This is a genomic window from Nonomuraea sp. NPDC049725 (assembly GCF_040674795.1).
Lineage (GTDB): Bacteria > Actinomycetota > Actinomycetes > Streptosporangiales > Streptosporangiaceae > Nonomuraea > Nonomuraea ceibae.
In genome coordinates, this window is sequence record NZ_JBFANJ010000011.1 from 78,841 (window position 1) to 99,349 (window position 20,509).

Annotated in this window: 16 protein-coding genes; 7 read left to right on the plus strand and 9 right to left on the minus strand. The window is 73.1% G+C overall.

The window, feature by feature from the left end:
• Positions 1 to 17: 17 nt before the first annotated feature.
• Positions 18 to 2,960, plus strand: coding sequence for a hypothetical protein (locus AB0J53_RS27605; protein WP_364177483.1), 2,943 nt, complete (start codon positions 18 to 20; stop codon positions 2,958 to 2,960).
• A gap of 48 nt (positions 2,961 to 3,008) precedes the next feature.
• On the plus strand, positions 3,009 to 3,746 hold the full coding sequence (locus AB0J53_RS27610) for a hypothetical protein (RefSeq protein WP_364177485.1): 738 nt from the start codon (positions 3,009 to 3,011) through the stop codon (positions 3,744 to 3,746).
• On the opposite strand, the gene AB0J53_RS27615 is transcribed toward AB0J53_RS27610, so the two are convergent.
• From AB0J53_RS27615 to AB0J53_RS27635, 5 genes are read right to left on the minus strand one after another with little or no spacing between them, the layout of a single operon-like run.
• Positions 3,725 to 6,397 carry a family 78 glycoside hydrolase catalytic domain gene (locus AB0J53_RS27615; protein WP_364177488.1) on the minus strand — a complete coding sequence of 891 codons (2,673 nt, stop codon included), beginning with the start codon at positions 6,395 to 6,397 and terminating at the stop codon, positions 3,725 to 3,727. The two genes, AB0J53_RS27610 and AB0J53_RS27615, sit on opposite strands and share 22 nt — an antisense overlap.
• The gene (locus AB0J53_RS27620) at positions 6,394 to 7,383 is read right to left on the minus strand and encodes a serine hydrolase domain-containing protein (RefSeq protein WP_364177491.1); all 990 of its coding nucleotides are present in this window, start codon (positions 7,381 to 7,383) and stop codon (positions 6,394 to 6,396) included. Before AB0J53_RS27620 ends, AB0J53_RS27615 begins: the two co-directional genes overlap by 4 nt.
• Positions 7,380 to 8,210, minus strand: coding sequence for a carbohydrate ABC transporter permease (locus AB0J53_RS27625; protein ID WP_219509070.1), 831 nt, complete (start codon positions 8,208 to 8,210; stop codon positions 7,380 to 7,382). Before AB0J53_RS27625 ends, AB0J53_RS27620 begins: the two co-directional genes overlap by 4 nt.
• Positions 8,207 to 9,058, minus strand: coding sequence for a sugar ABC transporter permease (locus AB0J53_RS27630; RefSeq protein WP_246645848.1), 852 nt, complete (start codon positions 9,056 to 9,058; stop codon positions 8,207 to 8,209). Before AB0J53_RS27630 ends, AB0J53_RS27625 begins: the two co-directional genes overlap by 4 nt.
• A gap of 8 nt (positions 9,059 to 9,066) precedes the next feature.
• Positions 9,067 to 10,356, minus strand: a complete 1,290-nt coding sequence (locus tag AB0J53_RS27635; RefSeq protein WP_364177495.1) for an ABC transporter substrate-binding protein — start codon at positions 10,354 to 10,356, stop codon at positions 9,067 to 9,069.
• Between the two features lie 163 nt (positions 10,357 to 10,519).
• On the opposite strand from AB0J53_RS27635, the gene AB0J53_RS27640 reads away from it, so the two are divergent.
• From AB0J53_RS27640 to AB0J53_RS27655, 4 genes are all read left to right on the plus strand, one after another.
• Positions 10,520 to 11,530 carry a LacI family DNA-binding transcriptional regulator gene (locus AB0J53_RS27640; RefSeq protein ID WP_357589348.1) on the plus strand — a complete coding sequence of 337 codons (1,011 nt, stop codon included), beginning with the start codon at positions 10,520 to 10,522 and terminating at the stop codon, positions 11,528 to 11,530.
• A 70-nt stretch (positions 11,531 to 11,600) separates the two neighbouring features.
• Complete coding sequence (locus tag AB0J53_RS27645; protein ID WP_364177499.1) at positions 11,601 to 13,172, plus strand: hypothetical protein; 1,572 nt, start codon at positions 11,601 to 11,603, stop codon at positions 13,170 to 13,172.
• Between the two features lie 122 nt (positions 13,173 to 13,294).
• The gene (locus AB0J53_RS27650; protein ID WP_364177502.1) at positions 13,295 to 14,161 is read left to right on the plus strand and encodes an alpha/beta hydrolase; all 867 of its coding nucleotides are present in this window, start codon (positions 13,295 to 13,297) and stop codon (positions 14,159 to 14,161) included.
• 56 nt (positions 14,162 to 14,217) lie between these two features.
• Positions 14,218 to 15,798 carry an AMP-binding protein gene (locus tag AB0J53_RS27655; protein WP_364177505.1) on the plus strand — a complete coding sequence of 527 codons (1,581 nt, stop codon included), beginning with the start codon at positions 14,218 to 14,220 and terminating at the stop codon, positions 15,796 to 15,798.
• A gap of 31 nt (positions 15,799 to 15,829) precedes the next feature.
• Here AB0J53_RS27655 and AB0J53_RS27660 read toward each other — a convergent pair whose 3' ends face one another.
• The 4 genes from AB0J53_RS27660 to AB0J53_RS27675 all read right to left on the minus strand — a co-directional run bounded on the left by AB0J53_RS27660 (position 15,830) and on the right by AB0J53_RS27675 (position 19,488).
• On the minus strand, positions 15,830 to 16,393 hold the full coding sequence (locus AB0J53_RS27660; RefSeq protein WP_364177508.1) for a TetR family transcriptional regulator: 564 nt from the start codon (positions 16,391 to 16,393) through the stop codon (positions 15,830 to 15,832).
• Positions 16,380 to 17,810: an FAD-dependent monooxygenase gene (locus AB0J53_RS27665; protein ID WP_364177511.1), complete on the minus strand. Its 1,431-nt coding sequence runs from the start codon at positions 17,808 to 17,810 to the stop codon at positions 16,380 to 16,382. Before AB0J53_RS27665 ends, AB0J53_RS27660 begins: the two co-directional genes overlap by 14 nt.
• Positions 17,811 to 17,872: 62 nt before the next feature.
• Entirely contained in the window at positions 17,873 to 18,640 is a 768-nt protein-coding gene (locus AB0J53_RS27670; RefSeq protein ID WP_364177514.1) for a MerR family transcriptional regulator, read from the minus strand.
• A gap of 23 nt (positions 18,641 to 18,663) precedes the next feature.
• The gene (locus tag AB0J53_RS27675; RefSeq protein WP_364177517.1) at positions 18,664 to 19,488 is read right to left on the minus strand and encodes an alpha/beta fold hydrolase; all 825 of its coding nucleotides are present in this window, start codon (positions 19,486 to 19,488) and stop codon (positions 18,664 to 18,666) included.
• Positions 19,489 to 19,598: 110 nt separating this feature from the next.
• Between AB0J53_RS27675 and AB0J53_RS27680 the strand changes: the two genes are divergently transcribed.
• The gene (locus AB0J53_RS27680) at positions 19,599 to 20,495 is read left to right on the plus strand and encodes an NAD(P)H-binding protein (RefSeq protein ID WP_364177520.1); all 897 of its coding nucleotides are present in this window, start codon (positions 19,599 to 19,601) and stop codon (positions 20,493 to 20,495) included.
• Positions 20,496 to 20,509 lie beyond the last annotated feature (14 nt).

Consider the following 20,509-nt stretch of genomic DNA (forward strand, 5'->3'; position numbering starts at 1 on the left):
ACGTTAGGAGCAGCCGTATGCGACCACCTCCAGGAGCCACCCGCACCCGGCGCCCGCGGGCGTCCGCCGTGCTCGCGGTCGTCCTGCTCGCGGCCGCCGCCCTGGCCGGCCTGTCGCCCGTCACCCCCGCGGCTCCGGCGCACGCCGACGCCGGCCAGGTGTGCCGGGTGACGTTCTCCGTCACCACGGGCGGGGACGGGCTGCGCGACGACTCCACCGAGACCGTGACCCTGGGCGGCCAGGCGTTCCTCTTCGAGGACTGGAACGGCGACGGCGCCGACGACACCCCGCCCGAGCGGTTCCACCTGGGCGGCACCGGCGACCTCCAGCACACCACGTTCACCTGGCACGCCCACCTGTCGCCGTGCGTGCCAGCCGACGCGCTGCTCGACGGCTTCACCTTCCACCACCTGAACACGGCGCCCGACCTGAACGCGGACAACTGGGACCTGAAGGCCCTCAGGATCGTCGACCGCGACAGCGGCGCCGTCTACGCCGACCGTCCTGCCTCGGCCGAGCTGCTCCACCGCTTCTACAAGAACACCGACCAGACCTGGAACACCCGGGAGGGCCTGCCGGACGCGGACACCGACGGCGACGGCCTGACCGACCGCGTCGAGCTCCGGGGCATCCCGCGTCCCGACGGCACCCGCGACACCTGGCTGCCCGAGCACGGCGCCGACCCCTGCCGCAAGACGATCGCCGTGGAGATCGACTGGCTCGACGACGGCACGGACTCCGACCGGCCCACGCCCGGCGCCCTGGCGGAGGCGCGGCACATGTTCGACAGCGCGCCGGTCAGCCCCGCCGGGGCCTGCCCGTACGGTCCCGTGTCCAGGACGGGCATCCAGCTGCTGATCGACGAGTCGACCGCCATCGCGGTGACGCCGCAGGAGCGCAGGCGCTACCTGTTCGCCGAGGAGCCGGACGGGCGCACCGTCTTCGAGCACCACCGCGACGGCAACTTCCCCGCCGCCCGCCAGGGGTTCTTCTTCTACTCCCTGTGGGGCTACCAGTACAGCGACAACCACAGCGGCGGCCACTCGCACGCGGGCGGGAGACGTACCGACTTCATCGTCACGCTGGGATCGTGGGGCGACGTCACCGACCGCGAGCGGAGCGCGCTGTTCGTTCACGAGCTGGGGCACGCGCTCGGGCTCGCCCACGGCGGCGGCGACGGCGTCAACCACAAGCCGAACTACCTGTCCGTCATGAACTACGCCTACGGGCTCATCGGCGTGCCCGACTACAGCGCCTGGCAGGCGGCCGTCGGCAGCATGGGCGACGCCGACGCCGACGTCTGGAGCGACCGCGTCCGCGCGGTGAGCTCGATCGACTACTCGCGGGAGAAGCTCACGGACCTGCGGCAGTCGAAGCTGGTCGAGAGCAGGGGAGTCGGGGCCTGGACCGACCTGCTGGTGACCTGGCTCGACCCCCGCCTGGTCCAGCGGGTCGCCGACGCCTCCCAGGGGATCGACTGGGACTGGAGCTCCGGCGGCGCCGCCGACCCCGACCCGTCGCACGAGGTCGGCGTGAGCCTGCTGAGCTGGAGCCAGGTGTGCGTCTCCCCGGAGGATCCCGCCGGCACGCGGCCCGGCCTGGACACCACGCCGCACGACCTCGACCGGCGCTACGGCGACCTGATCGTCACCGGGAACGACGACGAGTGCTCGACCATGGCGGAGCCCGGCGACACGCAGGTCCGCGACCCGGGCTTCCGCTACCCGGGCAAGGACGAGACGCTGAGCGGCTTCGACGACTGGGACGCCATCACCTTCCCCATCGGGGTGTCGCCCGACGCCGGCGCTCCCTCCCCGCAGCCGCAGGAGCCCGAGCTGACCGAGAAGGAGGGCAGGCGCCTCGTCGCCCGCCTCGTCGACGCGATGGTCGCCGCCGCCGCCCCGGCGCCGTCGGCCACGCCCCGCTGGGGCTACGCGTACATGGACCAGGCGAGCGCGCCGCTGGGCGCGGACACGGCGCTGAACCCCGCCTACCAGTGGACCACCGGCAGGCTCGACCCCGCCACCGCGAGCCGGCGGGCGAGCGTGAGACGCACCGGGACCGGGGACTACGAGGTACGCCTGCCGGACGTCGCCTCGCAGACCGGCGTCGCCCACGCCACCGCCTACCGCACGCACTACCGGGGCCGCGTCTGCTCGGTGGCCGGTCAGCAGCCCGCCGGGCCCGACGAGGTGATCCGGGTGCGCTGCTTCGACCAGACCGGAGCCCCGGTGGACTGGTGGTTCACCGTGTTCTTCGCCGCGCCGGCCGCCGGGGACACCCCCTACGCCACCGTCCGCTACGACGCGCCCGGCGGCGCCGGTGACCTCGCCCCCGCGCGCAACGACGGCACGTTCAACTCGGCCGGCCTGGTCAACCACGTGCGCCACGAGGGGACCGGCCGCTACACGGCGGTGCTCAAGGGCGCGCCGTACGCCGCCGACAAGGGATACCTCCAGGTGGGCGCGTACGGGACGGGAACGCCCGCGCGCTGCCACGCGGAAGGCACCTCGCCCGCCGGGGACGGTCTGGAGGTGAGCGTCGGCTGCTACGCGATCGGCGCGGACGCCACGCCCCGCCGGATCGACTCCCCGTGGGTCCTGTCCTACACGCAGGACGCCGGGCTGCACCGGGACGCCTCGACGCCCGCGGCCTACGTCACGACCACGGGCGACCCGGAGAACCCCGGGATCGACACCCGCCGCTCCCACAGCACGAGCGCCGAGACCCCGGCGGTCACCCGCCTCTCGGCAGGCTGGTACCGGATCGCGTACACGGGGATCGGCAAGCCGGGCGACAGCGCCCAGGTGTCGTCCCGGAGCGCGGGCCGCTACTGCCATCTCGGGAACGTCAACGCCCACAGCGCGCCGCCCGCGCTCCTGATGGACGTCTACTGTCACTCCGGGGCGGGCACCCTGGCCGACGCCCACTTCGGCGTCGCCTACCTCAGGGCGCCCTGACCGGGAGCCCCGCCCCACAGCCGCGCGCCGCGACGGAAGGAACGCGTGTTGACCAGTTCGGAAACGGCCGGTCCGCCCGCCCGGACCCGTGAGGCCGTGCTGTTCACCGGGCTCGGCCTCGTCGCGGACACGGCCGCCGTCGCGCAACTGGCGGTCAGCGGCTCGGTGACGGGCATCCTCGTCACCGGCCTGCTGGCCGCCCTGCTCGGGTTCGTCCTGCTGCTGCGGCGGCTCGGCAGCGCCCTGCGCATCGCCGACCTGCTGGTGGCCGTGCTGATCGCCGTCGGGGCCGGGACGGCGGGCGCCGCCTTCGACCGCCTCCTGACAGCGCCCGAAGCCTCCGCCGCCATCCCCGCGGCCAGCCCCACCGCCATCCCCGCCTCCTCGGCCGGCGGCGAGGAGGTCACCGTCCCGGCGACCCCGTCACCCTCCACGACCGCGACCGGCGAGGGCCAGGTCACACTGGCCGACAACGACTACCTCGACCTGGAGAGCGGCGTCGTCAGCGAGGTGAACGCCACCGCCGACATCGTCTACAACGCCCCGTACACCGACCTCTGGACCAAGGGGGGCGGCGAGCTGCGGATCACCCCCTTCGACGGGACCCCCACGAAGGCCGCGTGCGCGGCGCGGCTCCAGCGCCGCCACTACGGCAGCGTCGACGCCGAGAAGGGCGTCTGGTACTGCCTGGAGACCACCGAGCGGAACGTCGCCGCGGTGCGGGTCACGGACGTCTCCCGGCCCGGCGGCAGCGTCACCCTGTCCTACCTCGTCTGGAAGCCCTGACGCCGCCACGAGCCCAGGTCGTCCCACTCCTGGAGCAGGTGGGCCGTGGCCGCCGAGGGAGCCGTGAACGACCAGCGGCCCGGCGGCAGGCTCAGCGCGCACCCCCCGCCGGCCAGCCTGGTGACCGGCAGCTGCTCGTTCAGGCCCATGAGGAAGGTGCCGTTCACGGTCATCCCGTCCCACGCGCCGCGTACGGGCAGCACCGCGCGGGCGCTCACGCCCTCCGGGACGGCGAAGGTGAACTGGACCCCGTCGGGCCCGGCCCGCCAGCCCGACTCGACGGTCCCCGAGGCGCTCGCGTAGCGGGCGTGCGCCTGGCGCAGCAGCGGGACCGGACCGGGGCGCAGCAGCAGCTCGCCGAAGCCGCCGCCCGTCCCGCGCGGGTCGTCGCCCAGCCCCGCCACGTGCCGGAACAGCCAGTCGCCCACGCAGCCGTAGGCGTAGTGGTTGAAGGAGTTCATCGCCGGCGTCTGCAGGCCGTGGCGGTGGTGCCAGGCGTCCCAGCGCTCCCACATGGTCGTCGCCCCGGCGCGGAGCTGGTAGCGCCAGGACGGGTAGCCCTCCTGGTTGAAGATCCGGCACGCCAGGTCGTGGTGTCCGGTCTCCGACAGCACCGGCAGCAGCAGCGGGGTGCCGACGAAGCCCGTCATCAGCCGGTGCCCGTCGGCGCGGACCAGCTCGGCCAGCGCCCGCGCCGACGCGGCCCGGTCCTCAGGCGCGACCAGGTCCCAGGCGAGGGCGACGGCGTAGCCGGTCTGCGTCTCGGTGCGCAGCCTCGGCCCGTCGAGGAAGGCCCGCCGGAACGCGCCGGACACGCGGGCGGACGCCTCGGCGTACTCCGCCGCGTGCGGCTCGCCGAGCACGCCGGCCGCGTGCGCGATCAGGCGCAGGCTGCGGGCGAGCGCGGCGGTGGCGATGAGGTTCCTGGGCGTCTCGACCGTGCCGGGGGCCAGCCAGTCGCCCAGCGCCCGGCCCGGCCGGACGCCGTCCTCGGTCTGGGCCAGGCAGTAGGCGGCCCAGCGCCGCATCGGGTCGTACGCGCGGCGCAGCGTGCGGTCGTCGCCGTAGCGCCGCCACAGCAGCCACGGCACCTCGACCAGCGCGTCCGACCACACGGGGGAGTCGTAGCCGTACTCCGGCAGCACCGGCGCGACGTGCGGGACCGCGCCGTCGGCCCGCTGCCCGTCGATCAGCGACGTCACCCACCCGGACAGGAACGCCTGCGTGTGCCGCAGGAAGCTGAGCGTCGAGCCGAACACCGAGATGTCGGCCGTCCAGCCGGTCCGCTCGTCGCGCTGCGGGCAGTCGGTCGGCACGCTCACCAGGTTGCCGTCCGCCGACGCGCCGATGTTGGCGACGAGCTGCCGGACGGCCGGATCGCTCACGGTCAGCGAGCCGGTGACGGCCATCGCCGACGACAGCAGCACCGCCTCCAGGTCGTCCGGCGTCAGCGCGCCGGGAAAGCCGGTGATCTCCGCGTAGCGGAACCCGTGCAGCGTGAACGCGGGCTCCACCTCGTGCCGGCCGGGCCCGAGCAGGAACTCGTCGCGCTGGTCCGCGGTGCGCAGGTTGTCGGTGTAGAGCCGCCCGGTCGCGGTCAGCTCCTCCCCGTGCCGCACCACGATCCGCGCCGGGCCCGGCGCGTCGACGCGCAGCCGGACACGCCCGACGACGTTGCGCCCGAAGTCGGCCACCTGGACGCCCGGCGCGGGCTCGGTCACGCACACGGCGGGCACGGTGCCGATCACCCGCACCGGGGGAGCGGGGTCGGCCTCCACGAGGACCTCCGGGACGGCCACCGGCTCGGCCGCCCCGCCCTGCGGGAACGGCGTGTGCACGGTTCCCGCCTGCGGGAACGGCGTCTGCACGGTCTCGCCCATGATCAGGTCGGCGCGCGGGCGGCCGAGGTCGTGCCGGGTCCAGGCCGCGTCCGTGGCGCACACCCGCCGGACCCCGGCGCCGTCCCGCACGAGCACCTGGGCGCTGACGGCGGGCCGGTCGCCGTAGCGCCCAGGCCCGCCGCCGGCCACGTGACCCGCGTACCAGCCGGGCGCCAGCCACAGCTCCAGCTCGTTCTCACCCGGCACGAGCAGCCGCGTGAGCTCCAGCAGCCGGTAGCGGACCCGGTGACCGTAGTCGGTCCAGCCGGGGGCCAGCTCCTCCTCGCCCAGCCGCACCCCGTTGAGCAGCGCCCGGTAGACGCCCAGCGCGGTGGCCGCCAGCCAGACGCGCCCCGGCCGCGAGGTGAACGACCCGCGCAGGCTCACCGCCGCCCGCGGATCGCCCGCCAGCCACGGGGCGTCCCACCCGCCGCCCGCCCGCAGGCCCGTCGTGAACGCGCCGGCCGCGTGCCCGTCCACGCTCCACGTGTACGGCGTCAGCGGCGCCAGCAGGTCGTCCGGCACGTCCACCAGGTGCGACCCGGCCGGGACGGACGACCGCCACACCTCGCGCCCTTCGGCGCGCACCGTCACGGCGGCCTCCTCGGCGAGCCGGGCGCCCCACGACAGCCGGGGCGACGGCTCGTCCACGCCCACGGGATCGGCCAGACCGCACGTCAGCCCCGCCTGCGGGCCGGGCGGGACCGGACGGATGAGCGGCGCCTGCGCGCCCGAGACCTGCGGGCCGAGCACCCCCGATTCCCCGTTCACGCATCGAGCCCGGTGGTGAAGGCGTTGTGCAGGCCGTCGACGTCGACGCCGGACAGGCTCGGCGCCATCACGTTGATCAGCAGCACGAAGCACGCGTCCTGCTCCGGGTACATCCACCACTGGCAGCCCGAGGCGCCGCCGTGCCCGTACAGCCGCCGTTCCAGCAGCCCGGGAGCCGAGTGGCGCAGGTTCCAGGTGAGGCCCCAGTCCTGCCCGGCGTTGACCGGGTCGGGCTGCAGCTTGACCAGGCCCGTCGTCTGCGGGGTCGTCATCGCGGCCAGGGTGGTCGGGTGGATCAGCGCGCGGTCGCCGCGCAGCAGCGCCCCGCCGAGCGCCAGCAGGTCCTCGGCGCGGGAGAACAGCGCCCCGGCCGGGTGGCGGAGCCGGACGAACGCGTCGAGGTCGAAGCCGGGCCCGAGCAGCTCGACGCCGTGGACCTCGGCCGGGTCGCAGGCCGGGTCGAACGTGATGCGCCCGCCGCCCGGCACCAGCGCGTTCAGGTCGGAGTCGACGACGCCGGCCACGTCGCGGCCGGTGACGTCGCGGATCATCTCCGCGATCCCGGCGAAGGCCAGGTTGGAGTAGTGGCTGAGCGTGCCCGCCTCGAACAGCGCCGGCGCGGTGACCAGGTGCTCCACCAGGTCGTCGGGGGTGAGCGTCTGCTCGGCGATGCCGGCGGTGTGGGTGAGCAGGTGCCACAGGGTCACGTCGGGCCGCGCGAAGTCCGGCAGCACGTCGCGCAGCGGGCGGCGCAGCGACAGCAGCCCGCGCTCGACTTGGCGCAGCGCGGCCAGCCCCACCAGCGGCTTGGTCACGGAGAAGAGCGCGAAGTGGTCGTCGGTCCTGGTCGCGCGGCCGTCGTGCGTGCCGAACGCCTCCAGCACCTGGATGCCGCCGGAGGTGGCGGCGCCGAACACCGCGCACGGCAGCCGCCCCCCGTCGATCTCGCGTCTGACCCAGTCGAGCGCGATGTCGTGCGTGGTCATCCCTTGAGAGCACCTTCCGTGAGACCGGCCAGGACGCGCTTCTGCGCGGCGACGTACACCGCCACGAGGGGCAGCGTGGTGAGCAGGACGTGGGCGAAGACGAGGTTCCAGTTCAGGCTCTGCAGGGTGCCGGAGGCGAACTGGAACAGGCTGAGCGGCAGCGTGGCGTTCGCGCTGCCCTGGAGCAGGAAGAGGGCGAAGAAGAAGTCGTTCCAGACGCTGATGACGAGGATCACGCCGCCGACGAACAGCACCGGCCGCAGCAGGGGCAGCAGGATGCGGACGAAGACCTGCGGGCGGGAGGCGCCGTCGATGGCGGCGGCATGCTCCAGGTCGGGCGGGAACGCCCGGACGAACCCGGTCGCCAGGAAGACCACGATGCCGACGCGGCAGCCGGTCATCGTCAGCACGTAGCCGAGCGAGCCGCCGTCCAGCGACAGGGCGCGCAGCAGGTAGACGGTCGGGATGATCGACGGCGGCAGCAGGATCGACAGGCCCATGACGAAGTAGGCCGCCTGCAGCCACCGCGACCGGCTGCGTCCGAACGCCCAGGCCGCCGCCGCGCCGAGCAGCACCACGGCCGCCACGATCGGCACGCTCACCTTGAGGCTGTTGAGCAGCCCCGTCAGGTAGGCGCCCCGGTCGAGCACGATGCCGTAGTTCTCGGCGACCGCCCACGTGCGGGGCAGGCCGAGGCCCAGCTCGGCGGCCTCGCCCGCGGGCTTGAACGAGTTGACGACCACGAGCCACACGGGCACGATCACCCACGGGATCGCGAACAGCGTCAGCGCCGCGTACTTGAGCGCCTGCCTGAAGGCGGGCCTCATCCCGTCACCTCCCTGCGCCGCAGCCACCACACGAGGGGCACGGCGGTCGCGATCACCAGCAGCGTCACGGTGAAGCCCAGCGCGCTCGCGGTGCCGAAGAAGCCCTGACCCCACTGCTGGCGCATCACCACGTTCAGCGCCCGCGTGTGGTCGCCGGGCCCGCCGCCGGTGGTGGCGGCGATCACGTCGTACGCGCTCAGCGCGCCCACCAGCGTGACCGCCACGTTGAACGTCAGCGCCGGGGCGAGCATCGGGAACACCACCCGCCGGAACCGCGTCCACGCCCCGGCCCCGTCGACGGTCGCCGACTCCAGCAGCGACTTCGGGATCGAGTTGAGCCCCGCGATGTAGACGAGCGTGATCAGCCCGCTCCACTTCCACGCGTCGATGAACGCGACCACCACCAGCGCGGTGGCCGGCTCGCCCAGCCAGGCCCACTCGATGCCGAGGAAGGAGTTGACCGCCCCGTCGGGGGCGAGCAGCCCGCGCCAGATGTAGCCGGCGGCCAGCGGCGAGATGAGCGTCGGCAGGAAGAACGCCGAGCGGAAGACGGTGTTGACCCGGCCGGTCCGCTGGAGGGCCAGCGCCAGCGAGAGGCTGACGGCGTTCTGGATGGCCATGCACAGGATCGCGTACAGCACGGTCACGGTGACCGCGTTGGCCAGCAGGTCCTGGTCGATCAGCGTGCGGACGTTGTCCAGCCCGTTCCAGGTGATCTCGGCGCGGAAGCTCGTCCACGAGGAGAACGCGAACCGGACGTTGAGCAGGAACGGGGCGACGAAGAAGACCGCGACCAGCACGATCGCGGGCAGCGCCCACGGCAGCCAGGCCGCCCTGGCCCGCGTCATGTCCCGCATCACCATCCGGGCAGCCCCGCCGCCTTGGCCGCCTGCTCGACCTGGCCCTGGAGCTGGGCGGCGGCCTTCTGCGGGTCCTTCTGACCGGCGATCAGCTCGGACATGAGCTGCGCCAGCCCGCCCATGCCGGGGATGTCGGAGTTGAAGGCGATGACCGCGCCGGTGTCGTACGCCTTCTTGACGTCCTGGAGCACGGACGGGACGCCCTGCGGGCCGGGCACGTCCTTGAGCACGGGGAAGGTCTTGGACGCGGCGATGTACTCGGCGTAGGCCGGGCCGGTCATGAAGCGCACGAAGTCGAGCGCCGCCTTCTCGCGCGCCGGATCGCCGGTCTTGGGCAGGTAGAACGTGCCGATCGGGCCGGGCGCGTAGGTGACGAGCGGCTTGTCGCTCGACAGCCCGGCGAAGCCGACGGACTCGTCCACGATCTTCTGGTCGCCGCCCGCCGCCGCGAGGAGCGCCGGGAGCATGTCGGAGTGCTGGGCGACCATGGCCGCCTCACCGGTGACGAGGGCCTTCATCGAGTCCTCGAACTTGGCGGTGACGATGTCCTTGTTGAAGCAGCCGTCGGCCTGCAGTTTGGCGTAGGCGCTCAGCCCGGCGACGAAGGGCGAGCCCGCGTCGGCCAGCGTGCTGGTGTGGCTCGCGATGGCCTTGCCGTACGCGTTGCCCTGGTTGGCGCCGGCCAGGTAGAGGATGGGCAGGATCTGCACCGGCCAGATCGACCCGCCCGACTCGAAGACCGGCGTGACCCCGGCGGCCTTGAGCCCGGTGCAGGCGGCGGACAGCTCGGCGAAGGTGGTGGGCGGGGTCAGCCCGGCCTCGGCGAAGACCTTCTTGTTGTAGTAGAGGCCGAACACCTGGGGGAAGCCGGTGATGGCGGCGTAGACCTTGCCGTTCACGGCCCCGGCGGCCTGGTAGAGGTCGCCGGACCTGGCGATGTACGCCTCGCCGGTCAGCTCGCGCAGGTTCTCGGCCGGGTTGAGGGCCAGCAGGCCGCTCACCGTCGCGTGATACTCCAGGATGTCCGGGCGTTCGCCGGTGGCCCACTTGGTCTGGGTGGTGTCCTCGAAGCCGTCGGACGGGATCGACACGAGCTCGATCGTGTGGCCGGACTGCTTCTCGAACTTCTCGTACATCTCCAGCAGCGCCGCCGGGTCCGCGCTGTTGTGCCAGAGGGTCAGCTTCACCTGACCGGTCCCCTCCGGGGCGGGCGACCCGCAGCCGGAGACGGACAGGGCGAGGACGGCGCCGATCGCCGCGCCGAGCAGACGGGATGGTGCTCTCACGCCCGTGCTCCTGTTCACATAGGGGGGTTGGTTGTGTAGAACGTTCTCCATTGTTAGGGCACAAGATAATCGCCCGTCAAGAGGTAGACCTGAGCATCGATCCGAGTTAGCCTCCTCCCTCAGAAAGATCGTGTAGTTCGTTCTACGAGAGAAAGGACGGCGTGTGCCGAGCGGACGGGTGACGATCGCCGACGTGGCCAGGCGGGCCGGAGTGTCCACGGCGGCCGTGTCCAAGGTGGTGCGCGGCGCCTACGGCGTGAGCGCGGAGATGCAGGCCAAGGTGTCGCAGGCCATCGACGAGCTGGGCTACCGCCCGCACGCCGCGGCCCGCGCGCTGCGCGGACGCACCTACACGCTCGGCGTCATGCTCTCCGACACCCGCAACCCGTTCTTCCCCGACATCATCGAGGGCGTCACCGGGCACCTGAGCGACACCCAGTACCAAGTGCTGCTCGGCCCCGGCGGGATCGAGCCCAGGACGCAGGCCCGGATGACCGATGCCATGATCGACCGGAGCATGGACGGGCTCATTCTGATCTCCCCGGTCATGACGGACGCCGAGCTCACCGCCATCGCGACGGCCGTCCCCGTCGTCGTGGTGGGCCGGCACGGCGGCTCCGCCGCCTACGGCGCGGTCGTCGACGACGACGTCATGGGGGCCAGGCTCGTGGTCGACCACCTGGTCGGGCTCGGGCACACCCGGATCGCGCACATCACCCACCTGGAGCGCGCCCGCGCCCAGGGGCTCCCGCACACGGTGCGCGCCGAAGGCTACCGCCAGGCGATGCGCGCCCACGGGCTGGCCGACGACGTGCTGGCGACCTCCTTCACCGAGGAGGGCGGCTACGAGGGCGCGCGGCAACTGCTCGCCCGCGCCGACCGGCCCACCGCGATCTTCGCCGGGGCCGACATCGCGGCGCTCGGCGTGCTGCGCGCCGCCGACGAGGCGGGCCTGTCGGTGCCGGAGGACCTGTCGGTCGCCGGCTACGACAACATCGGCATCGCCTCGCTCAAGCGCATCTCGCTCACCAGCGTCGACCAGGACGGGCAGGCCATCGGGGCGATCGCCGCGCAGCTGCTCGTCGAACGCATCGAGGGCCGGACCCGGTCGGTGACCTCGTCGGTCTCGCCCACGCTGATCGTCCGGGGCACCACAGGCCCGCCCCGCCACTGAGAAAGCCCGGCCGCGCATCGGGGGACTGTCGCGGACCACGTATTAAAACGTTTCGTTGGAAGGATCCCCCGTGAGACGACTCGCCCTGCTCGCCCTTCTCCTCCCCCTGATCACACCAGCCCTGCCGGCCGCCGCCCAGGCGGCCACCCTGACCTGCCCCGTTCGCGTCGACCCCGCCGCGTTCGCCACCGAGGCCCGCCTGGGCGAGCTGGCCGAGCAGCAGGAGGCGTTCGGCCCCAGGCCGACCGGCTCGACCGCGCACGCCGGCTACATCGACTGGCTGGAGGACGAGCTGGCGGCCGTCCCCGGGCTCCAGCTCTCCTCCCTGCCCTACGCCATCGACCGCTGGGACAGCCTCGGCGCCGCCCTGACCGTCGGCGGCACGCCGGTGCAGGTGGCGGCCCCGGTGCCGTTCTCCGCCGCCGCCGGCGTCACGGCGCCGCTCGTCCACCTGCCCGCCGGCACGGGCATCACCGCGGCCAACGCCGCCGGGAAGATCGTCGTCCGGGACCTGCCGTGGACCAACGTGCCCAACCTGCTCTTCTATCCGCTCACCCTCGGCTACTCCGTGTACGACCCCGGTCTCACGATCAACATGCTCGGCTCGGAGTCGATGGAGGCCCCGGCCGCGGCCGACGCCGACCTGAAGGCCGCCGCCGCCGCGGGCGCGCTGGGCGTGATCGAGATCAGCACGCTCCCGCACGCCCAGATCGAGGGCATGTACGCGCCCTACGAGGGCCTGCCGTACGGCGTGCCCGGCGTGTACGTCGGCGCCGACCAGGGCAAGCAGATCAAGGACGCGCTGGCCGCCGGGCAGCAGGTCCAGGCCGCGCTCACCGTGAACGCCGCCTGGACGCCGACGACCACCCGCACCCTGCTCGCGACGCTCCCCGGTGGCGCCGCGCAGAAGATCGTCGTCGAGAGCCACACCGACGGCATGAGCCCGGTGTGGGACAACGGCCCCCTCACCATGATCGAGATGGCCCGCTACCTGGCGTCGCTGCCGGTGGCGTGCCGCCCGCGCACGGTGCAGTTCGCCTTCGTCACCGGTCACCTCTACCAGCACCTGACCGGCCCGGACGTGCGCGAGGGCGGCGCGGGCCAGCTCGCCGCCCAGCTCGACGCCGAGTACGACCAGGGCGGAGTCTCCTCCGTCGTCGTCCTGGAGCACCTGGGCGCCCGCCGCTACGACGCGGTCGCCAGGCCGGGCGGCCTGCCGGGCCGCCAGCTCGTCGCCGACCCCGCGCTCACCGAGCTGCTGCTGGTCCCCGTCAGCGAGAGCACCCCGCTGCGCGAGCTGGTCAGGGGCCACATCGAGCACTGGGACGTACGGCGCACCGCGATCCTCAAGGGCCTGTCGGCGGCCGACCTCACCAAGGTGCCGCGCCACTGCTCCTTCGGCGGCGAGGGCACCCCGTACAACCAGCACCTGCTGCCCGTCATCGCGCCCATCGCGGCGCCGAAGACGCTGTTCTCGCCGAGGTTCGGGGCCGAGGCGATCGACCTGGCGGTCATGCGCAAGGCGTCGCTCGCCTTCACCGACGTCGTGCTCGACCTCGGCCCGATGGCGCAGTCCGCCGTCGCGGGCGACGTGACCGCCATGCGCCAGCAGCGCGCCTCCGGCACCCCCGGCTGCGCCTGACCACCGGCCGTCTATCCAACGGCACGCCCACCGGCACGGCCGCGCGGAGCCCGCGCACCGTGCCGGTGCTTCCCCCCACCCCAGGAGACGCCCGGCGTCTCCGGACCACCCGTGAGGTGCCCATGAAGAACATCACCCGTCGCCAGGCCCTGCGCGCAGGGACGCTCGGCCTCCTGCCGGCCGCGTTCCTGGCGTCGGCCGCCGAGAGCGCCACCGCGACCGCCACCGCCACCATCGAGTCGGCCTACCAGGCGACCGGCCCGTGGCCGGTCACCACCGGAACCTCCGGCGGCCACCGCCTGTACCACCCCGCCACCCTGGGCGCGGGCGGCGTCACCCACCCGATCGTCACCTGGGGCAACGGCTCGTGGGCCACCCCCGACAACTACCCGGGACTGCTCAACCACCTCGCCTCGTGGGGCTTCGCGGTGATCGCCTCCACCGACACGACCACCGGCACCGGCGCCGAGATCCTGGCCGCCGCCCAGCACCTCGCCGCCCTCGGCGACGACCCGGCCAGCGTCTTCCACGGCAAGCTGGACGCCACCCGGATCGCCGCCGCCGGCCACTCCCAGGGCGCGGGCGGCTCGATCAACGCGGCCAACGACTCCGCCGGGCTGATCACGACCGTCGTGCCGATCGCCGTGCCCGCGCAGTGGATGGCGAGCCCCGGGGACGAGTTCTCCGTCGCCGACCTGACCTGCCCGGTGCTCTTCCTCAGCGGCGCGAACGACTGGCTGATCTCCTCGGCCGCGACCGTGCGCGGCTACTACGACCAGGCCACCGCCGGGGCGGGCATGGCGCTGCTCAAGGGCGCGGGACACAACGACATCCAGAACACCGGCGGCGCCTTCCTCGGCTACGTGACCGCCTGGCTGCGCTACCGCCTCATGGGCGACACGCAGGCCCGAGGGGCGTTCGCCGGAGCCGCCCCCGAGCTGACGGCCAATGCCGCCTGGCAGAACCAGGCCCTCAAGAACCTCGTCTAGCTGGCCACCCGGCCACCCCGTGGTCTTCAATGAATGCACCGATCGGAGGTTCTGACATGTGGTCCTATTCGAGCGCGGTCGCGCCGGCCCCGCTGCTGGGCGAGACCATCGGCGACAACTTCGAACGGACCGTCCGGCGCTTCGGCGACCGCGAGGCCCTCGTCGACGTGCCCACCGGCCGCCGCTGGACGTACGCGGAGCTCGACGCCGACGTGAACCGGCTCGCCCGCGCGCTCCTGGCCGCCGGCATCGCCAAGGGCGACCGGGTCGGCATCTGGGCGCCCAACTGCGCCGAGTGGGTGATCGTCCAGTACGCCACCGCGAAGATCGGCGCGATCCTGGTCAACGTCAACCCCGCCTACCGCGCCCACGAGCTCGACTTCGTCGTCAGGCAGTCGGGGATGCGCCTGCTGTTCAGCGCGCGCACGCACAAGGGCAGCGACTACCGGGCGATGATCGAGGAGATCGGCTTCTCCGGCGTCGTCTACCTCGGCGAGCCCGGCCCGCTGGAGGCGCTCGCTCCCGAGGAGGCGCTGCGCGAGCGCATGGCCGCACTCAGTCCCGACGACCCGATCAACATCCAGTACACCTCGGGCACGACGGGCTTCCCCAAGGGCGCCACGCTCTCGCACCACAACATCCTCAACAACGGCTACTTCGTCGGCGAGGGCATCGGCTACACCGAGCACGACCGGGTCTGCCTGCCGGTGCCCTTCTACCACTGCTTCGGCATGGTGATGGGCAACCTGGGCGCCACCTCCCACGGCGCCTGCGTCGTCATCCCGGCGCCCGGCTTCGACCCGGAGGCGACGCTGCGCGCCGTCCAGCAGGAGCGGTGCACCTCCCTGTACGGGGTGCCGACGATGTTCATCGCCGAGCTCGCCCTCGCGGGGCGCTTCGACCTGTCCAGCCTGCGCACCGGCATCATGGCGGGCTCGCCCTGCCCCGTCGAGGTGATGAAGCGCGTCGTCACCGAGATGAACATGGCCGAGGTCGCCATCTGCTACGGCATGACCGAGACCTCGCCCGTCTCCACCATGACCAGGTCCGACGACGACCTGCGACGCCGCACCGAGACCGTCGGGCAGGTGATGCCGCACGTCGAGGTCAAGATCACGCACCCGGAGACCGGGCTGACCGTGCCGCGCGGCGAGCCGGGCGAGCTGTGCACGCGCGGCTACTCGGTGATGCTCGGCTACTGGAACGAGCCGGAGCTCACCGCCCAGGCCATCGACGCCGCCCGCTGGATGCACACCGGCGACCTGGCCACCATGGACGCCGACGGCTATGTCAACGTGGTCGGCCGGATCAAGGACATGGTCATCAGGGGAGGGGAGAACGTCTACCCGCGCGAGATCGAGGAGTTCCTCCACCATCATCCCGACATCGCCGACGTGCAGGTGATCGGCGTGCCCGACGAGAAGTACGGGGAGGAGCTGATGGCCTGGATCGTCATGCGGGAGGGGAGCGAGCCGCTGACCGCGGCGGCCGTGCGCGAGTTCTGCGCGGGCAGGCTCGCCCACTACAAGATCCCGCGCTACGTCCACGTCGTCGACGGCTTCCCGATGACGGTCACCGGCAAGATCCGCAAGGTCGAGATGCGGGAGGAGAGCGTCCGCCTGCTCGGCCTTACGTGATCTACAACGTAAAGGCCGCCGGCAGGAGCGATCAGCCGGTCCGGGCCAGGAGAGCCCGCACGGCGGTGCGGATCGGCTCGCTCGGGGACTCGGGCACGCCGGTGGTGAGGGCGGTGAACAGGATGCCGAGCACGCTCATCTCCAGGAGCATGGCCTCGTCCTGGCCGATGTCGATCCCGGCGGCGCGGCACTGGCGGACGAGGAGGTCGCTCCGGCTGTGCAGGGCGCCGGTCAGTACGCGCCGCAGCCGGGGGTTCCTGGTGCTCTCCAGGTGCAGCTCGAACAGGGCCAGAGGGTCGTGCCGGTCGCTCAGCATCGTGGTCAGGACGCCGACCAGCGCCTCCTCCAGGTCGGCCGGCGAGATCGGCCGGACGGTGCAGGAGTCCACGCGTTCGCCGAGCCGGTGGGTGATGCGCTCGATGACCCCGTCGAGCAGCGCGTCGCGGGTGCGGAAGTAGCGCGAGGCGGTGCCGGCCGGCACGGCGGCGGCGGTGTCGACGGCTCGGTGGGTCAGCCCGCGTGACCCCTGCTCGGCCAGCACGGTGATGGCCGCGTCGGCCAGGTGGTCGCGGCGCTGGGGGTTAGGCGGTGGCATGGTTTCCTTCCCTGGTGGGGTGGCCGGCCGGACCGCACCATTTCACCAGAGCCGCTTCGACGCCGGTGTGGTCCCCGGCCCAGGCCACGTACCCGTCGGGGCGGACCAGCGTCGCCTCGGGCCTGGTGCTGGTCAGGGGCCTGGCGTGCCGGACGCGGGTACGCCACGGGGCCGGGACGCCGTGGTCGGAGAGCAGGACGAAGGCGCCGGCGCGCAGCACCTCGTACAGGCGGCCCGTGTGGGTCGGGCCGTCGGCGGCGCGGCGGCCGGCCAGCGGGTGGGCGTCCGGCTCGCGGGGCGGGTAGGCGAACTCCAGGCCGGACAGCCTGCCGAGGATGCGGCGGCGGCCGGGCGCGGTGTGGAGCAGGGTCGCCATGACGCGCCGGTTGATCTCCAGGCGCGCTCGTGAACCGCTGAGCACCAGCCCGGTGAGGTGGTCGGTCATGGCCAGGACGGCGGAGCCGACGGGGTGCCGCTCGGCGTGGTAGGTGTCGAGCAGCCAGGGCGGTGCCCAGCCGTGCAGGGTGGCGGCGAGCTTCCAGCCCAGGTTGGCGGCGTCCTGGATACCGGTGTTCATGCCCTGGCCGCCGATGGGGGAGTTGACGTGGGCGGCGTCCCCGGCCAGGAACACACGCCCTGATCGGTAGCTGCGGGCCTGGCGGCGTTCGGCGGTGAAGCGGGAGAACCAGCGCGGCTCGCTCATGCCGTAGTCGGTGCCGGCGATGTGGTGGAAGGCTTCGCGGATCCGGGCGAAGCCGGCGTCCTTCTCCTCTTCGCGCAGCCATGCGCCGACCCGGTACCAGCCGTCGCCGAAGGGGAGGGTCACCACCACGCCCTGCGTGCCGACCTGCGTGATGGGCGGCGGCTCGGCGGTGGGGATGCGGACGTCGGCCAGCAGCATGGGCAGGCTGTAGGCCGCGCCGGCGAAGCCCACGCCGGTCAGGTCGCGGACCGTGCTGTGGGCGCCGTCGGCGCCGATGACGTACCGGGCCTCCAGTTCGTCCCCGTCCTTGAGCGTCAGCCGTGCCGAGTCGGCGTCCTGGGTCAGGCCGGTCACCTGGGCGTCGCGGCGGATCCGTACGCCGAGCTCGGCGGCCCGGTCCTGAAGGAGCTTCTCGGTGCCGTTCTGGGGGACGAGCAGCAGCATCGGGTAGCGCGTGTCGAGCCGTCCGAAGTCGACCCGTGAGGCGTAGGCGGGGTGCACCGTCCTGAGCGGGTTCCCCGCCCGGACGAGGGCGTCGCCCAGGCCGCGGGCGTCGAGCAGTTCCAGGGCCCGGGCGTGCAGGCCGAAGGCGCGGGTGACGCTGGACGCGCTGCCGCGCTTGTCCACGATCGTGCAGGACACGCCCGCCAGCGCGAGCTCGCAGGCGGCCATCAGTCCGGTGGGGCCGGCTCCCACGATGAGGACGTCGTGCATGACTCGACTCCATTCGCTACATCTGTATCGCTACATTTATAGCGCATGGTGGGCCGGCCGCGTCAACGCAGGCGTTCGAGCCTGGTCCAGCCCGTCCAGCCGCGCTGCCTCAGGAGCTCGATCAGCCGCCGCGCCGGCGGCACCGTCGCGAACGCCAGCGTGTCCATCAGCGCGGCGAGCGGCAGCTCGATGCCGGTGTCGTCGACGTAGTCCTCGCCGCGCTCGTCGGCCAGCCGCGTCAGGTAGGCGGCCAGCCTGTCCGCCAGCCCGGCCAGCAGCGGGTCGTCGTCGGCCCGGTCCAGGGCCTGGCTCAGCGTGAGGAGGAAGTCGACGAACCGCGGGTCGCCGAGCTGCTCGCGCTTGCGCGCCATCCACTCCGGCACCCGCCCGGGAGAGTGTGCCGCCAAGGGGATCCAGCCCTCGCGCTCGGCCTGGACGATCCGCTCGTCGACCCCGAGCTCCCGCAGCCGGTCCAGATACGCGACCACCTCCGGGGGCAGCACCAGCAGTTCCCCGGCGGCCAGGCGGGCGATCCGCTCGCGATGCCGCTGCCGCTCGCGGATCTCCGCCCGCAGCCTCCGGTCGATGTCCGCGATCGCCGCGGCGAACTCCTCCTCACCGGCCCGCAGCAGCTCTCGCACCCGCGCCAGCGGGACCCCGGCCTCGGCCAGGGTCCGGATCCTGATCAGCTCGACCACGGCGCCGCCGTCGTACCTGCGGTAGCCGGAGTGGTCCCGTTCCGGCTCGGGCAGCAGCCCCTTGGCGTGGTAGTGCCGCACCGCGCGGACCGTCACTCCCGCGTACGACGCCAGTTCGCTGATGGTCAGCATCAGAGCACTCTCCAGGAATCGCTTCAGAAGCTCGCCGTCGCCCTGCCGATGATCCGGGCGATCTCGTGGGCATGGGTGAAGACGAGTTGGTGGTCGGCGTCGAGCCAGGTGGTGGTGATGTGCGGGTGCGCGCGGACGAGTCGTTCGACGCCCGCCCGCCAGTTCCGGTTGAAGCCCGGCGCGGGTCCCTCGCCGTCGCCGCCGGCCATCGAGGTCGACATGATCATGGTGATGGGCCGGTCGATCTTCTTGTACCGGTCGAGGATCCCGGCCCGGATCGCGTCGATCTCGAGGTTCAGCTCGGCGATCTCCTGGGCGGTGAGCAGCACTTGGCGCGCGGTGCCCCGCAGGGTCTCCTGCCGGGCCGCCAGGCCCTCCCACATGGCGCGGAACTGCGGCAGGAGGGCCTCGGTGACGAACGGTTCCGGCACCGGGTTTGCCCCGTCGACGAGGACGAGCCCGGCGACGGCGCCGGGACGCTCGCAGGCGTAGTGCACGGCGAGGTCGGCGCCCAGCGAGTAGCCCGCCAGCACGGGCGCCTCGGCCAGGCCGCGCCGTCCCAGCTCGGCCATCACCGCGCCGAGATCGCCGAGGAACGCCTCGAAGGAGTAGCGGCCGGCGGCCGAGGCGAGGCCGTGGCCGCGCAGGTCGAAGGTCACCACCTCGTGGTCGCGTCGCAGCAGCTCGGCCAGCTCGCGCAGGTCGGCCTGGGTGGAGTTCAGCCCGGGGCACAGGACCAGCGGCCGTCCCCGGCCCCCTTGGGACACCGGGATCGTGACGCCGTCGTGCCGGATGGTGAAGTGCCGCATGGTCGTGTCGTCTCTCTCCGCCCGCTCTTCATCGGTCATGCCACCATGCTGAAAGCTTGACCCAGCGTCAGGGTCAAGCCGTCCCTCGGGCCGGGCCGGAGGGTGAGTTGCGGCCGGGATCCGGCCGCATCTGTTCGTACGGTGGCGGTATGGAGATCGCTGTCACTGCACCGGCCGGCAACGTCGGTCGTTTTCTGGTCGGGCATCTGGTCCGTGCCGGGGTCCGCCCCCGGCTGCTGAGCCGTCATCCTGAGCGGCTGCGCGCGGCCTGGGGTGACCTCGTCGACGCGCGTGAGGTCGATCTGCGGGACGCCGGGGCCGTGTCTCAGGCTACGCGGGGTGTGGACGCGCTGTTCCTGGTCGTGCCGCCGGGTGACGGCGACGATCCGGTGGCCGCGTACGCCGAGGTGGGGAAGGTCGTGGCCGCCGCGGTGGCCGGCAACGGCGTGCCGCGTACGGTGCTGCAGAGCAGCGTGGGGGCGGAGCTGCGGGAGGGCGCCGGGGAGATCGACGGGCTGGCGCGGGTGGAGCAGACGCTGGACCGCGTCGTCGTGGGGGAGGCGGGTCTGGCCGTCACCCACCTGCGGTGCGGCTTCTTCTACAGCAATCTGCTGTACGAGCTCGACGGCATCCGGGCGGGGGAGGTGTCCGTGCTGCTGCCGACCGGTATGCCGTTCGCGTGGGTGGCTCCGGCGGACATCGCGGCGGTGGGCGCGTCGCTGGTGCTGAGCCGTGACTGGTCGGGGCGGCGGGTGCAGGCGGTGCATGGGCCCGGGGACCTGTCGTGGGAGGAGGCGGTGGCCGTGGTCGGGGAGGTCGTGGGGCGTACGGTCACGGTCCGCCGGGTGGCCGACGAGGACATGCGGGCGGCGCTGACGGGCGCGGGGCTGTCGCCGGCGCGGGTGGAGGCGGTGATGGGCATGTCGACCGGGTTGCGTGACGGCTTCGTGCCCGAGCAGCCGCGGACCGCGGTGACGACCACCGACACGACGCTCGGGGCGTGGGCGTGGGCCGAGCTGCGCCCCGCCCTCGGTCTGACCGGCTGAGCCGCGCCGTGCGA

Bases quoted from the DNA above. Each gene is read 5' to 3' on its own strand.
- AB0J53_RS27605 (WP_364177483.1), top strand. From the start codon at position 18: ATGCGACCACCTCCAGGAGCCACCCGCACCCGGCGCCCGCGGGCGTCC.
- AB0J53_RS27620 (WP_364177491.1), bottom strand. From the start codon at position 7,383: ATGACCACGCACGACATCGCGCTCGACTGGGTCAGACGCGAGATCGAC.
- AB0J53_RS27625 (WP_219509070.1), bottom strand. From the start codon at position 8,210: ATGAGGCCCGCCTTCAGGCAGGCGCTCAAGTACGCGGCGCTGACGCTG.
- AB0J53_RS27630 (WP_246645848.1), bottom strand. From the start codon at position 9,058: ATGACGCGGGCCAGGGCGGCCTGGCTGCCGTGGGCGCTGCCCGCGATC.
- AB0J53_RS27650 (WP_364177502.1), top strand. From the start codon at position 13,295: ATGAAGAACATCACCCGTCGCCAGGCCCTGCGCGCAGGGACGCTCGGC.
- AB0J53_RS27655 (WP_364177505.1), top strand. From the start codon at position 14,218: ATGTGGTCCTATTCGAGCGCGGTCGCGCCGGCCCCGCTGCTGGGCGAG.
- AB0J53_RS27660 (WP_364177508.1), bottom strand. From the start codon at position 16,393: ATGCCACCGCCTAACCCCCAGCGCCGCGACCACCTGGCCGACGCGGCC.
- AB0J53_RS27665 (WP_364177511.1), bottom strand. From the start codon at position 17,810: ATGCACGACGTCCTCATCGTGGGAGCCGGCCCCACCGGACTGATGGCC.
- AB0J53_RS27670 (WP_364177514.1), bottom strand. From the start codon at position 18,640: ATGCTGACCATCAGCGAACTGGCGTCGTACGCGGGAGTGACGGTCCGC.
- AB0J53_RS27675 (WP_364177517.1), bottom strand. From the start codon at position 19,488: ATGACCGATGAAGAGCGGGCGGAGAGAGACGACACGACCATGCGGCAC.
- AB0J53_RS27680 (WP_364177520.1), top strand. From the start codon at position 19,599: ATGGAGATCGCTGTCACTGCACCGGCCGGCAACGTCGGTCGTTTTCTG.